The following is a 14289-nucleotide window of genomic DNA, read 5'->3' as shown; positions in this document are numbered from 1 at the left end:
GCGACCGCCTTCGCCGGTGCGGGGAGCGGAGTTGCGGCCCCGTGAGCTGGAGGTTTCGACATGACCGCTCCTTCCGCGCGGCTCCCCACCGGGTTTCACCTGTTCACCGGCCGGGACGTGCCCTGGCTTGTCGACGAACGGGCGCGGACCCGACCGGACAACGTCTTCCTGGTCTGGGAGCCGTTCGACGGACCGTCCCGTTCATGGACCTTCGCGGAGTTCGCGCGGGAAACCGCCGCCTATGCGGCGGGCCTGGCCGCATGGGGCATATGCAAGGGCGACTTCGTCGCGATCCACCTGGACAATTGCCCCGAGTTCCTGTTCGCTTGGTATGGCTGCTCTCGCCTCGGCGCGGTGGCGGTGACGACCAATACGCGTTCGACCAGGGACGAGCTCGGCTATTTCCTGGAGCACAGCGGTGCGATCGCCGCCATCACCCAGCCCCGCTACCTCGACCTGGTGCGCACGTCGGCGCCACAGATCGAGCGGGTGGCGTGTATCGGCGACGACGCCGGAGAGGCGGTGGCCGCCCCGCCGGGCGCAGGTGCGGTCGCTTTCGAGACACTGCGCGGCGACCCCGAGGCCGCGCCCCGGCGCGCGCCCGAGCCTCTGCTCGCCAACAGCGTCCAGTATACCTCCGGCACCACCTCGCGGCCCAAGGGGGTCGTGTGGACGCATGCCAACGCGCTGTGGAGCGGCCGCACCACCACGGCCCATGCCGGGCTGACCGAGCAGGACGTCCACCTCGTGCATCTGCCATTGTTCCACACCGCCGCCCTCGGCTATTCGATGCTCGGAACGCTGTGGTCCGGGGGAACAGCCGTGCTGATGCCGCGCTTCTCCGCCTCGCGCTTCTGGGACGTGGCGGTGCGGCACCGCTGCACGTGGACGTTCGCGTTGGGCTTTCACCTGCGTGCGCTTGGCTCGCTGCCCGCCCCGGAGAACCATTGCTTCGCATTCTGGCTGGCGGGGGGCGACCTTAGTCTGGTGCGCGAACGCTGGGGCATCAAGACCATCGGCTGGTACGGCATGACCGAAACCATCGCCCAGACGATCACCTACTCCCGCACACTGGTCGGCCGCGAGTTTTCGATGGGTCTACCCGCCGCCGAGTATGAGAACGCGATCCGGCGTTCGGACGGGTCGGAGGTGGCGTTCGGCGAGACCGGTCATTTATGGGTTCGCGGCATCGCTGGCATCTCGCTCTTCCAGGCCTATCTGCACAACCCCGAGGCAACGGCGGCTGCGTTCGATCCGCAGGGCTGGTTCAGCACCGGCGACCTGGTGACGCCGCAGGACGACGGCTTCGTCTTCTTCGCCTCGCGTGACAAGGACATGCTCAAGGTCGGCGGTGAGAATGTCGCGGCCATCGAGATCGAAAGCGTGATTGCGCAGGTTCCAGGAGTCATCGAGGTCGCGGTCGTCGGCCGGCCCGATCCCGTCTATGACGAAGTTCCCGTGGCGTGCATTGTCGCCGCCGAACCGGGCGCCGCGCTGGAATGCGAGATCATGGACGCGTGCCGGCTGAAGCTGTCCAAGTTCAAGCAGCCGCGCCAGGTGATGTTCCTTGCAGAACTCCCAAAGGGGCTGCTCGACAAGGTCCTCAAGCGCGAGCTGCGCGCCCATGTGCTCACGCTCGATGCGGTAACGGGCTGACAGGCTCCGGCCGGTGCGCGGCGGGCCATCACGGCGACGGCTTAGTTTTCAAGTGGAAGGATGGCCGGGTCAAGCCCCACCATGACGGCATGAAGATAAAGCGCAAGCCTTCCAGCGTCATGGCCGGGCTTGACCCGGCCATCCATCCGCCCAAGGACTCAAAAATCTCGGTGCAGAGCTCCTAGCGAACGAGATGGAGCAACCGATTAGTGCGCGGATCATCCCGCAGCACTCAAACCGATCAGGCCGCAGCGGTGCGCGGCAGCGCGGTGATGCCCGGCATCTCCAGCTGGAGCCCCTTCATCGTGCCGTCCTCCCTCCACGCCTTCAGCAGCCGGTTGAAGGCGTTCAGCCCAGGGCCGTACACTTCCCCGAGCGCGCGGCCCTTGCCTTCGCCGATCTGCCCTTCGTTGTTGTAGTAGCCCGGCGTGCAGGCGGCATAAGCCTCGACGGCGGCAGTGGCGAGGGCACGGATCGTCTGCACCCATTCCGTCTCGGCTTCGCGTGTCGGCTGGACTGCGATGGCGCCCCTGTCGCGCACCTCCTTCACGATATAGGCGAGATGCTCGGCTTGCGCGGCCAGTACCGAGGTGTAATTGGCCGAAAGCCCGTTCTGGCCGCCTCCAAGGAAGAACCAGTTCGGGAACCCGTGCACGGAGTGACCGTGGAAGGTGCTGAGATCGGGGACCCACCGCTCGGCAATTGTCGATCCGCCCCGTCCGACGATGCTGATCGGCAATTTGCGGTGCGCGCCCGTCGTGATCTCGAACCCCGTCGCGAAAATGATGCAATCGACCTCGTACTCGATGCCGTCCACGACAACGCCGCGAGGCGTCATGCGCTCAACGCCGCGTGTGTCACTCGTGTCGATGAGCGTGACGTTCGGCCGGTTGAATGTCGGCAGGTAGTCGTCGTGGAACGTGGGCCGCTTGCAATAGCGCGGATACCATGGCTTGAGCGCTTCGGCGGCGAAGCGGTCGGTGACGATCGTATCAACCCGGGCGCGGATCTCATGCATCTTCTGCATGTCGGCCAGTTCCGCCCACGACGCCGCCTGCTTATCGAACGGCCGTGCGGCATCGCGCCGGGGCATATATTTGATCAGGTCCGTCCACATGTCCTGGACCAGATCGACCGCCACCGGCTCACGGTTCATGATCGCGTTGAAGTTGTCCTGGCGCTCGCGCTGCCAGCCCCGATTCAGGTTCGCAGCCCATTCAGGATCGGTCGGCCGGTTGCCGCGAACATCCACCGATGACGGCGTGCGCTGAAAGACATAGAGTTGCTTCGCGGCTTGGCCCACATGGGGCACGACCTGGATCGCGGTTGCGCCCGTGCCGATGATGGCGACACGCTTGTCGGCGAGTTTACGAAGCCCGCCCGACGTATCACCGCCCGTATAGCCGTAGTCCCAGCGTGACGTATGAAACATCTTGCCCGAAAATGATTCGATACCGGGGATGCCGGGAAGCTTCGGTCGATCTGCCGGGCCGGTCGCGTTGATCACGAACCGGGCCCCGAACGCGTCGCCTCGATCGGTCGTGACCCGCCAGCGCACAATCTCCTCGTCCCAGCGCAGTTCTGTAACGCGCGTGCGGAAGATCACGCGGTCGCGAAGCCCGAAATGCGCGGCGAGGCGCTGCACATGCGCGTAGATCTCGGGTTGATAGGCGTATTTTTCCTTCGGAATGTACCCAGTCTCTTCCAGCATAGGCAGGTAAATGTAGGATTCGATATCGCACTGCGCGCCCGGATAGCGGTTCCAATACCACGTCCCGCCGAAATCGGAGCCCGCCTCCACGATCCAGACGTCCTCGATGCCGTGCTTTCTCAGCTCCGCCGAGACCATCAACCCGCTGAAGCCGCCGCCGACGACGAGAACTTCGATGTCCTCCTTCTGCGGCTCGCGCATATCCTCTCCCCGCGCATGGGGGTCGTCATCCCCGTAGCGCGCAAATGCGCCCGCAGCTTCGATGTATTGCTCCGCCCCCTCCCGGCGAACCCGGCGGTCGCGTTCGGACGCATATTTGGCGCGGACCGCTTCGGGATCGAAGCCAAGGTCCTGGATGTCTTGCGGATATGTCATCTGGCCATCTCTCCGATCAGGATTCGAGCGCGTTCCACGTGGCTTTCAAGAGATCGTGCGGGCGCGGATTGACGAGCAATCCGCGCTCCATCCGGTTCATCGCGTAGCCGAAGCTCATGCGAGCCTTCATGTCGATGACGGTGAGAGCTCCGCCCGCGCCCGGCCAAAAGAGGCAGTCCGCGTGCGGCGTCTTCAGCCAATCGCCCGGCAGACCGAAACCCATTCCGAACCGTGCAGGCATCGAGAGAACGAGATCCTGACCCGCGATCTGAAGCGCGAGGGCTCTTCGACACCCGGCCTCGGACATCAAGCGCTTGCCATTGACTTCACCCCCATTGGCCAGCAGAGCGTGCACCCGCGCGATCGACCGTCCATTGCCTTGGCCGCCCGCCGCATAGATCTGTGCCGCTCTCCATGCGCGCGTGCGCGTGGCTTGCACCAGAAGCGGCGGATTGGTGGCGATGTTCTTCATGAGTTCGCTCGGCTCGGGCAAGCCCTCGACGATCGGCGCGTCCTTCAGGTCCGCGACACGGTGATCGTCACGGTCATCGAGGGTCAGGTGAAAGTCGGCCCCCAACGGCTCCGCGATCTCCCGCCGGAACACCTCACTGAGCGTCTGTCCGGTGACCCGCCGGACAACCTCGCCGACGAGATAGCCCTGCGTGATGCCGTGATAGCCGCACGCCGTTCCCGGCCGCCAGAACGGCTCCTGCCGGGCAAGAAGGGTTGTCGCCTTGTCCCAGTCGTACAGATCGGTCGACGCCATCGGCTCCTTCCAGCCCGACAGCCCGGCCGAGTGAGCCATCAGCTGGCTGACCTTGATGTCGCCCTTGCCGCCCTGGGAGAATTCCGGCCAGTAGGATGCGACCGGCGCGTCGAAGTCGATCGCGCCGTGGTCGGCGAGAAGCAGCGCCGTGAGCGCCATCATGGTCTTGTTGACCGAGTAGACGTTGACGATCGTGTCCGCCGCCCAGGCGCGGGCGCGCCCCTCGTCGGCCCATCCTCCCCAGAGATCGGCCACCATCTCTCCGTCGATCGACACGGCCACGGAGGCGCCGATCTCCGTCCCGTCGCAGATCCGCTGCGCGAACAGGCGCTGCACCTCGGCGAACCGGTCGTGGACGAATCCACCCAACGGCACTGGCGCGGCCGGACTGTCGTCGTTCACGCGTTTCTCCTCCCGCCTTGTGATTCAAGATCCATCGTCAGCACTAAAACGTATCGGTGAGTTGAAATGACATGTCGAATTCCTTACCGGGCGCCTCAATTCCCGACGCGAATGCTCATCAAGTGAATATAGGTTCACGTATATGCCACGGCGCAAGGCGCGATGCCCCTCTGTGGACGCGTCATTACAGCAGACTTTATCTATTCCAACATCTTCTGAAGGATAGACCAGTTCCGGAGCGTTCACGCCATGATCGCGCCCCGGGACGAGAGCGCCGGCGGCCTCCCTGATCAGGCATGCCGCGCTCGCAACGGACCGAGCATCGGCGCGTGGGATCAGGATGCGTTGACAATCCGTTCGTCGCGAAATCTTGACCTGCGGGCTTTGCCGGCGTCGTCGCGCAGGTTCTCGTCGGTGAACTCGAAGGCCCGCGGAATCTTGTATCGCACCAGCCGCTCGGACAGGAACACGCGCAACGCGTCAGCGCCGGTGCGCTCGCGAGCGCCCTCCGCCAGTTGCACGATCGCATGCGCGCGTTGTCCCAGATCGGCATCCGGCAGGCCGACCACGATCGAGGATTGGACATCCGGGTGTTGATCGAGGGCGGCCTCGACCTCGGCCGGGAAGATGTTGGCACCGCCCGAGACGATCATGTCAGTTCGCCTGTCGACGATGTAGAGGTAGTTCTCTTCGTCCACGTAACCAAGATCGCCGTAAGACTCCCACCCGCCCACTGCCTTGGCTTCCGCCCCGATATACTCATACGTCGAATGGCGCCCGCCATCCGGCAGGAAGTAAATCTCGCCAACGTCGCCCGGCTTGCACTCATTGCGCTGCTCGTCCAGCACTCGCATCGTGGATCCCGGCTGGATCTTGCCGACTGAGCCCCTGTGCGAGAGCCATTCGCGTCCCGTGATGACCGTCACGCCGAGCAGTTCGGTCCCGCCATACATCTCGAATATTCGGTCCGGCCCGATCCAATCGATCCAGGCTTGCTTGAGCCACTGAGGACAGACGGAGGCCATGTGCCACACGGCCCGGAGGGACGAGAGATCGAAGGAGTCCCGCTGTTCGGGTGGCAAGCGCCAAATCCGATGCATCATCGTCGGCACGAAATTCACCCAGTTGACCCGGTAGCGTTCGATCAACTGAAGCGTATGCAAGGGGTCGAACTTCCCCATGTCGACGACGTGGCCTCCCGAGAAGAGGCACTGCGAAGACATCGCGAACGGTGCATTGTGATACAAGGGGCCTGGATTGAGCATTGTATCACCGAGCATCTGGTTTCCCGGAGCCTTGCTCGGATCGCGCACGCCGGGCGTCCTGTCCACGATCAGCTTCGGCCGTCCGGTCGATCCACCGCTCGTCATGATCTTCCAGCGCGGAGGGATTCTCGTCGGGAGCGGATCGCTGGAGAGGCCTTCGCGCGGGCCCTCGCCTACGGCCAGAAAACCCCAGCCCGCGACTGCTTGTTGTTCGCTGATAATCAGGCGGGGCTTAGCAAGGTCAACGATCGCCCGCAATTCCGCCGCGGGCAATTTCGAAGAGACAATGTTCGGGGTTGCGCCCAGCTTCCAGACTGCAAAGACGGTCTCGTAGAATTCGACACTGTTCGGCACGGCGAGGGTCACGACATCTCCCTCGCAGACACCCAGATTGGCCAGTTGCCGCGCCTTGCGATTGGCCCCCGCGTCGAGCTGGGCGTAGCTGACGGTCATGTCATCGCATGTCACCGCCGGGCGGGTCGGATCCCTGTTCGCATGATAGGCGAGCAGATCACCGATGGGCAGCAGCGAGGGCTCCGCGGTTGCCATGTCAGATTGGCCGTTCTCCAACTCGACGCTCCTCTCTGCCGGATGCGGACATTCTCGGATGCGGCCGGAAGCCGCCTTGCCGCGCCGCTTCCAGTGACGCTAGCAGTGGGGCGGTGAGTTGAGGCGAGATAAAACTGGATCAGCGATGCCTGCCGGGCATGGCTAACCTTCCATTCTTCTAGATCATCGCCTGCCCCGAATTTTCATTTCGCGATATGCAAGCTATGCCCTAGCGCTGGTGCGGAAAGATATCACGTCAGGCCGCTCGCCGGCGGCCCATGGCGCGGAGAAGACTGGCTGCATGTCGAAAGTGACGTTGCATCGGCAGACCGGCTGCGCGAGAGGACGAACGGAGGGAGACGATATGACGGACGTGCAGGGGCGCACCGCGTTCATCACCGGCGGTGGCAACGGCATTGGCTTGGGCATCGCCCGACGTTTTGCGCGCGCTGGCGTCAAGCTGGCCCTCGCCGACATGGATGCAGCAGCTCTGGCCCGTGCCAAGGCGGAGCTGCAGGATATTGCTCCAGTCGAGACCTTCCAGCTCGATGTGCGCGATCGCGACGCTTACGCGGCGGCGGCGGACGCCGCCGAGCGCGTGCTGGGCCCGGTAACGCTGCTGTTCAACAACGCCGGCGTCGCCGGCGGAGCCCCTGCTGCGAAACTCACCTACGACCTCTGGGACTGGTCGATCGGTATCAATCTCTACGGCGTCATCAATGGCATCCAGACGTTTCTGCCGCGAATGGTCGAAGGCGCCCGACAGGGGCACATCGTGAATACGGCCTCGGGCGCTGGCCTTGCAGCAACAAGCTCCGGGGTCCTGTACTGTACGGCCAAATATGGCGTGGTGGGACTCTCGGAGTCCCTCAATGCCGAGCTGAGGTCCGCAGGTATCTGTGTCAGCGTGCTGTGCCCTGGCCCGGTCGCGACCGACATCGTTCAGCGATCGGCGAATGCTGCGCCCAAGATCGGATTGTCGTTGTCGGAAGAGCAGGAGCGGTTGGGTGCAGAACGGCGAGATCGGATGACCGAATTCCTGAAGCAGGGCGTCGGAACCGACCGCGTGGGCGAGATGGTTCTCAGAGCCGTGCAGGGCAACAGCTTATATATACATACGGATCGCATCATGGCGGATGCGATCGAGGCGCGTGCCAAGGCGCTTCTCGACGCCATGCCGGGATAGCCGGCTCGACCGGCTTACTTGCCGGCTCGGCATGCTCCCCTTCGCTACGCGTGGCCAGAGCGAAGGTTGGAACGTGATGGCGGAGAAGGCGATCCGCTTTGCGCTGATTGACGCAGTTATGATCAGGTGCAGCCTGCCTATGATCTATATGTACGCCGATCGGGCTGCGGAGCCGTCGCCGTCTATCGCACGCCGGGCCACCGAACCCATGCCCCGCCCGCACATCGAAGGTCATTGTTCAGGACCGGCCTGGCTGGCCAAGCGCCTTGGCCCCCGAGGCGCGTCCGTCCCGGCGAAGATCATCCTTCGCACGCCATACAAGTGGCTGATGGTTACGGATCAATCCTCAACCGCCCCCGCTTCGGCTGTCGCGGCGCCTGCATGGGGCTTTGCACCGTTCGTGCTTCAGGGGCAGACACCGCAAGGTGCGAAGCCTATTCGAAATACTCAATCATCAACTCGGTGAAGACCTGCACCTTCCGGGCGGGGTACTGACCTGGCGGCCGGATGACATATACACCTGCCGGAGGTGGTGGATAACGTGTCATGACCGGAACAAGCGCGCCGGAGGCAACGTATTCATCGATGAGGCAATCGGGAAGCCAGGCGACCCCAAGCCCTGCTGCTGCGGCGGCGGCGAGAGCTGTACCGTTGTCAGCCTTGAAACGCCCCTGCGGATGAATGGTGAGGATCTTCTCGCCATCCATCAGTTGCCAGGCTTCGGTTCCCTGCATGAGCGCTTGATGCGAAGCGAGCTCCTCCGGCGCCTCAGGGGAACCATGCACTTTGATATAGTCCGGGCTCGCAACGAGCTTCCCATAAATCGGCCCGACGCGCCTTGCGATCAGGTTGGAGTCCGGGAGATAGCCAACCCGGATCGAACAATCAAAACCCTCCGAGATGAGATCAACGAAGCGATCGCTATAGGAGGTATGGATGTGAAGCTGCCGGTGGCGCCGCGCCATTTCCGCCAGCATGGGCGCGAATTGAGCGGGGCCGACAGAAAGCGGTACGGCAATTCGCAGGCGGCCGCGAAGGTCACCGGCGGGCAGGATCGTTTCTTTGGCCACGTCTATCTCCGCGACGACTTTGGCGGCGTGATCTCGAAACGTGATCCCGGCTTCCGTGAGGGCGGCGCCGCGGGTGGTTCGTGCGAGGAGTTGGACGCCAAGCTCCGCTTCAAGCCGGAAGAGCCGCCGGCTGACGATTGACTTGGAGACGCCGAGCCGGCGCGCGGCGGCCGAGACTCCCCCGGCATCAGCGACGTCGACGAAAGTCCGCAACTCTTCGATGTCCAATTCAGCGTTCCCGATCTAGCGACACGACGACTTGGCGCAAAAGGGCACTATCACAGCGCCGGCATCGGCGCATGTCTCCCCGCGAACCAGCCTCACTCGCAACGCCAGCAGAGGATGTATTCACGCCGCTTCGTCACGGCCTTGCTTCGCTTCTGGTCTTCCTCCAATGGTCGCGATCATCGGCGATCGTTTCGAGCGCTTCCGTTCGCTCGCCGATCTCTACCGCGAAACCGCCATGCGCGCCGGCCACGGGCCCGGGAAGCTTACGGTGGGGGTCCGCGCGGCTCGGAAAAAGGCGGTAGAGCGTGCTCCATCTGGCCGCGGCCCGCGCCTCTGCCGCGCAAGGCGGCGGCATGGCCGAGGGGCTACGGCTCGCCCGAGGGCCGGTCGTTCGCCCCTGCTCATATGAGCCGGCTACCCGTGAGAATGGCCCTTCTTGCGCGTAGCGATTTCGCCTTCCGTTTCCGGCACCAGATGAAGATTGGCGTGCCGCACGCCCCTCTGGCTGGCGACACTGTCGGCAAGGTTGCGGATGTCCGCCTGCGGTCCTTTGACGACCGCCACCTCGAGACAGGCCTCGTGGCTCAGATGGATATGCATGCTCGCGACCGTCAGGCCGTGGTGAGCGTGGAACGTGCTCGACAGGCGCTGCGCCATGGCGCGCGTCTCGTGATCGTAGACATATCCGAGAACGCCCACGCATGGCGTCTCGTCCCCGGAGGTGGTCGCGTCCAGGGCGCCGCGGCGGACCAGATCCCGGATCGCTTCCGATCGGGTCGCATAGCCCCGGGCGGCCACCAAGGCGTCCACGGTGTCCAACAACTCGTCATCGATGGTGATCGTAATGCGCTGCATCGCGCCATCCCTCGCCCTGAGCCCTGACCCATCATACCGCATCGCGGCACGTCTGATGGCATGGGAGAGGTTCGGGGGACCATTCGCACGTCTCCAGGTGGCCAAATGTGCTGAAAGTTCATACGAAGGACCGTGCCAGCTTGGCGGAAAAATGAGCATCGACACGCATTTCCGCAGAAAAATTGCTTGGTTATAGTCGCCTCAGGTTTGAAAAAGGTATGACTCGAAGGCAAGGCAAGATGGCCGAGCGCAGCCGGCCAGCGCACCCATGTCGGATCGGACTGGACGCACCGTTCGGCGCTTTGGCCAGGGGGCAGTAATCGTGTGGGGTTCATCAGTGGAGCGCTTCACCACGTTCAGCGTTGCTGCCGCTCTCCTGTCCGGGACGTCACTCACCTGCGCGCAAGCGCGGCAGACGGATCCGGGCAGCGGCGTCGTGGAACTGCCCACGATCAGTGTGCAGGCGGGCTCGCCGGCCGAGGAACTGGTCCGGCCGGACATCGAGAAGCTGAAGCTCGCAAACGACACCGGCTCGCTGGTCGGGCTGACGCCCTTCGAGACGCCGGCGAGCGTCGACATCGTGACCCAGCCGGAGATGCAGCAGCGCGGCCTGCGCACTCTCAAGGAGGTCTTCAACGCCGTGCCGGGCCTCATGGCCGGCAACGACCCGGCGACGCACAGCCTCGCAACCCTGCGTGGCTTCCCCGGCGGCGCGATCGGCTACATGTACGACGGCATCCAGTTGTCCGGCCCACAGATGCTGTCGCGAGACTATGACAGCTTCAACTTCGATCGGGTCGAGGTCCTCAAGGGGCCGTCATCCGTCATTTCCGGCAACGGCGCGTTGGCTGGGACCATCAACCTGGTGACGAAGCAACCGATCCTTGGCCAGAACTTGAGCCAGGGTCTCCTGAGCTACGGAAGCTTCGACAGGCTTCGGATGGGCGGCGACTACAATGTCGCAGTGGGCGAGAACGCGGCCGTCCGCGCGAGTGCCGTCTTCAGCCAGGCGAATGGCTATATCGACGACACGGATTCGCGAACGGCGGCCGTCACGCTCGGAGCAACCGCCGCGCTGTCCGACCGGCTGACCACGACCTTCTCGCTCGATTACTACCACGACGCCTTCCGAACGCCCTACGAGGGAACGCCCCTCATCGCGCGGTCGGCCGCGATTTCGCCTTCCAACATCGTCTCGGCGCCAGGCGGCCTGGCGATCGATCGAGCCCTGCGAAACCGCAACTACAACTTCAACAATGGCGAGATGGCCTCCGACACCCTGTGGCTGCGCAATCGCACGGACTACGAGCTGACCGACAATTGGACCATCAGGAACGACGTCGGCTTCTACACCGCCAAGCGTCCATGGGCCAATTCGGAGGCCTTCACCTATAACGGCGCGACGGGCCTTCTGGATCGCTCCTCAGACCTGATCACCAACGACCAGCAGGTGTTCTACGAGCAGATCAGCGCGCGTTTCGACGGCGCGATCGCCGGCATGCGCCATCGCTTCGCGGCCGGCCTCGCCTACAACCACACCGAGCTGTTGTCCGAGCGCCGGTTCGGCGAAGCGACGCCGGTGAGCCCCTATTTCCCGATCCGCGGCTTCGTCCCAGCCGACACGGCGGCGAATTTTCCAACGCGTCAGAATTTCAATAGCCGGCTCGACACCTTCGCGGTGTTCGCCGAGGACGCAATCAACCTGACGGACAAATGGCTGGTGGTGGCCGGCGGACGGTACGAGACGATCCGGCTCGACCGTTCCATCTTCGACCTGAACACCGTGGCGGCTCCGCAAAGCTTCGACCAAACCTACAACAGCGTATCGTGGCGCTTGGGCACGGTTTACGAGATCTTGCCCGGCACCGTGCTGTTCGCGCAATACAATCAGGCGACCGTCCCTGTGTCGACGCTGCTGCTGAGCAATATCAGCAATGCGCGGTTCGAACTCTCCACCGGACAATCGGCGGAAGCGGGCATCAAGGCCACCTTCTGGGACAATCGCGCGGTCGCGAGCCTTTCGATCTATCAGATCGACCAGGACAACATCTTGACCCGTGATCCGGCGAACACGGCCCTGACCATCCAGGGCGGCAGCCAGCGCTCGCGCGGCATCGAGGCGGAGATCGCCGTCGCTCTCACCGACCATCTCAAGCTGACGGCCAACGCCTCCTACATCAAGGCGGAGTATACGGAGCTTTGGTCGCCGGCCGGCGACCTCGCCGGCAACCGGCCAGTCAATGTGCCCGAGTGGACCGCGTTCGTGATGGCCGACTACAAGGTGCCCGGTCTGCCGATGACCGTCAGCGCGTCTGCTCAATACGTCGGCTCGTTCTATGCGGACACCACCAACACCATCGAGATCGACGGGCACACGGTCGTCGACGCCTGGATCAGCTATGAACTGGGGCCCGGCACGTTACGGCTGCGCGGTCGCAACCTCTTCGACGCCTTCTACGCCGACTGGGCGGCCGACAACCCGACGCAGGTCTACATCGCTGCGCCGCGGAGCATCGAACTGTCCTACGTCGCGAAGTTCTGAGTGCCGCAGCTCCCGTCAAAGAGGTCCCCCGTGGCTCCCTTCAAGACCCTGCCAAGGCGTGTCGCGATCGGGTACAATCACCTCATCGCAAAGGAAGCGCCTCAGGCTCGTCAGGTCAGAGTATTTGCTTTGGCCGCCGTCGGCCTCGCTCTGGCCATCGGGCCGACTGGCCAGGGAATGGCGCAGACGCGGTTGAACGCCGCATGGCCGGCGAATGTCGGCCCGCTCAATCCGCACCTCTATGCACCGAACCAGATGTTCGCGCAGGCCATGGTCTACGAGCCCCTGGTCAAGTATCAGGCCGATGGCACGATCGGGCCGTGGCTGGCGGCAGGCTGGGAGGTGTCGGACGATGCCCGCATCTATACCTTCCGGCTGCGGCAGGACGTGCGATTCTCCAATGGCGAACCCTTCGATGCCGCTGCCGTCGTCGCCAACTTCACTGCCATCCTCGCCGGCCGCAGCCGGCATGCGTGGCTGGAACTGACGAACCAGATCGAGACCGTCGCAGCGCTCGATGCCCATACGGTGCGGCTGACGCTGAAGCGTCCCTATTATCCGACGCTGGAGGAACTGGCGCTTCCCCGGCCCTTCCGCTTCGTCGCGCCCTCGCAGTTCGTGGGCGGCGGCACGCAGGCGGGCATCACGGCGCCCATCGGCACCGGCCCCTGGGTGCTGAAGGACACCCAGCTCGGAGTGCGCGACCTCTTCACGCGCAACGAGCGCTACTGGGGGCCAAGGCCCGCTATCGGGGAGATCAACATCAAGGTGATCCTCGATCCCAACACCCGCGCGGTGGCCATGGAGACGGGCGAGATCGACCTGATCTACGGCAGCGACGGGCCCGTCTCCCCCGACACGTTCGACCGTTTCCGCGCCATGGGCCAACTGACGACGGGGCTCTCGAAGCCCGTCGAGACACTTGCCCTCGCCATCAACTCAAATCGAGGGGCCACCCGGGATCTGGCGGTGCGCAAGGCCATCAACCATGCGGTCGACAAGGATACGATGATCGCCACCGTTCTCTACGGGACGCAGACGCGCGCGGACACCTTGCTGGCGCCCAATGTCCCCTACGCGGACATCGGCCTTCAGCCCTATGCCTACGCCCCCGCGCGCGCGCGCCGCCTGTTGGACGAGGCTGGATGGACCGTGGCGGCGAGCGGCGCGCGGCAGAAGAACGGCGAGCCACTCCTCATCGACCTTTGTTTCGTCGGCACCGATGCCGTGTCCAAGACCATCGCGGAGATCGTGCAGGCCGATCTGAAGAAGGTCGGGATCGGCGTGCGACTGGTGGGCGAGGAGGAGAGCAGCGTCTATGCCCGGCAACGTGACGGTCGCTTCGGCATGATCTTCAATCGCACCTGGGGACCGCCCTATGATCCCCACGCGCTGATCAGTTCCATGCGCGCGCCCTCCCACGCGGACTACCAGGCGCAGAGCGGCCTTCCGGACAAGGCGGAGATCGATGCGAAGATCGGCCAGGTGCTGCTGTCGGTGGATGCGTCCGAGCGGCGGCGGCTCTATCGCGACATCCTGACAAGGCTGCACGATGGCGCGGTCTATCTGCCGCTCACGTTCACCAGCGCGATGCTGATCGCGAAGCCGGAACTGGGCGCCGTCTCCTTCTCGCCGATCGCCGGCGAGATCCCGTTCGATCAGATCCGTCCGCGCGAGCCGTGAC

Annotated in this window: 9 protein-coding genes; 4 read left to right on the top strand and 5 right to left on the bottom strand. The window is 64.2% G+C overall.

The genetic code is table 11. From position 1 onward, the window contains the following. Positions 1-60: 60 nt before the first annotated feature. The gene (locus tag IEW34_RS25960) at positions 61-1656 is read left to right on the top strand and encodes an AMP-binding protein (protein WP_188612123.1); all 1596 of its coding nucleotides are present in this window, start codon (positions 61-63) and stop codon (positions 1654-1656) included. A gap of 241 nt (positions 1657-1897) precedes the next feature. On the opposite strand, the gene IEW34_RS25955 is transcribed toward IEW34_RS25960, so the two are convergent. The 3 genes from IEW34_RS25955 to IEW34_RS25945 all read right to left on the bottom strand — a co-directional run bounded on the left by IEW34_RS25955 (position 1898) and on the right by IEW34_RS25945 (position 6745). Next, positions 1898-3742, bottom strand: coding sequence for a flavin-containing monooxygenase (locus IEW34_RS25955; RefSeq protein WP_188612122.1), 1845 nt, complete (start codon positions 3740-3742; stop codon positions 1898-1900). Between the two features lie 16 nt (positions 3743-3758). After that, positions 3759-4910: a serine hydrolase domain-containing protein gene (locus IEW34_RS25950; RefSeq protein ID WP_210324588.1), complete on the bottom strand. Its 1152-nt coding sequence runs from the start codon at positions 4908-4910 to the stop codon at positions 3759-3761. A 335-nt stretch (positions 4911-5245) separates the two neighbouring features. Further along, positions 5246-6745, bottom strand: coding sequence for an AMP-binding protein (locus tag IEW34_RS25945; protein WP_244642223.1), 1500 nt, complete (start codon positions 6743-6745; stop codon positions 5246-5248). A 343-nt stretch (positions 6746-7088) separates the two neighbouring features. Here IEW34_RS25945 and IEW34_RS25940 point away from each other — a divergent pair, with 343 nt between their 5' ends. Further along, complete coding sequence (locus IEW34_RS25940; RefSeq protein WP_188612121.1) at positions 7089-7910, top strand: SDR family NAD(P)-dependent oxidoreductase; 822 nt, start codon at positions 7089-7091, stop codon at positions 7908-7910. Positions 7911-8344: 434 nt separating this feature from the next. Here the strand turns inward: IEW34_RS25940 and IEW34_RS25935 are convergent, their stop codons facing one another. Together IEW34_RS25935 and nikR are read right to left on the bottom strand one after the other, a co-directional pair. Next, a complete protein-coding gene (locus IEW34_RS25935; protein ID WP_188612120.1) occupies positions 8345-9208 on the bottom strand; it encodes a LysR family transcriptional regulator in 864 nt (287 codons plus the stop codon). A 414-nt stretch (positions 9209-9622) separates the two neighbouring features. After that, entirely contained in the window at positions 9623-10063 is a 441-nt protein-coding gene (nikR, locus tag IEW34_RS25930) for a nickel-responsive transcriptional regulator NikR (protein ID WP_188612119.1), read from the bottom strand. A 322-nt stretch (positions 10064-10385) separates the two neighbouring features. On the opposite strand from nikR, the gene IEW34_RS25925 reads away from it, so the two are divergent. Both IEW34_RS25925 and nikA read left to right on the top strand, forming a co-directional pair. Then, entirely contained in the window at positions 10386-12605 is a 2220-nt protein-coding gene (locus IEW34_RS25925; RefSeq protein ID WP_188612118.1) for a TonB-dependent receptor, read from the top strand. 84 nt (positions 12606-12689) lie between these two features. Beyond that, the gene (nikA, locus tag IEW34_RS25920) at positions 12690-14288 is read left to right on the top strand and encodes a nickel ABC transporter substrate-binding protein (protein WP_444542166.1); all 1599 of its coding nucleotides are present in this window, start codon (positions 12690-12692) and stop codon (positions 14286-14288) included. Position 14289: the final 1 nt, after the last annotated feature.

Source organism: Chelatococcus reniformis, from assembly GCF_014640075.1.
GTDB lineage: Bacteria > Pseudomonadota > Alphaproteobacteria > Rhizobiales > Beijerinckiaceae > Camelimonas > Camelimonas reniformis.
The sequence above is the reverse complement of the archived record's forward strand: the minus strand, read 5'-3'. Positions and strand labels throughout refer to the sequence as shown.

Bases quoted from the DNA above. Each gene is read 5' to 3' on its own strand.
- IEW34_RS25955 (WP_188612122.1), bottom strand. From the start codon at position 3,742: ATGACATATCCGCAAGACATCCAGGACCTTGGCTTCGATCCCGAAGCG.
- IEW34_RS25940 (WP_188612121.1), top strand. From the start codon at position 7,089: ATGACGGACGTGCAGGGGCGCACCGCGTTCATCACCGGCGGTGGCAAC.
- nikR (WP_188612119.1), bottom strand. From the start codon at position 10,063: ATGCAGCGCATTACGATCACCATCGATGACGAGTTGTTGGACACCGTG.
- IEW34_RS25960 (WP_188612123.1), top strand. From the start codon at position 61: ATGACCGCTCCTTCCGCGCGGCTCCCCACCGGGTTTCACCTGTTCACC.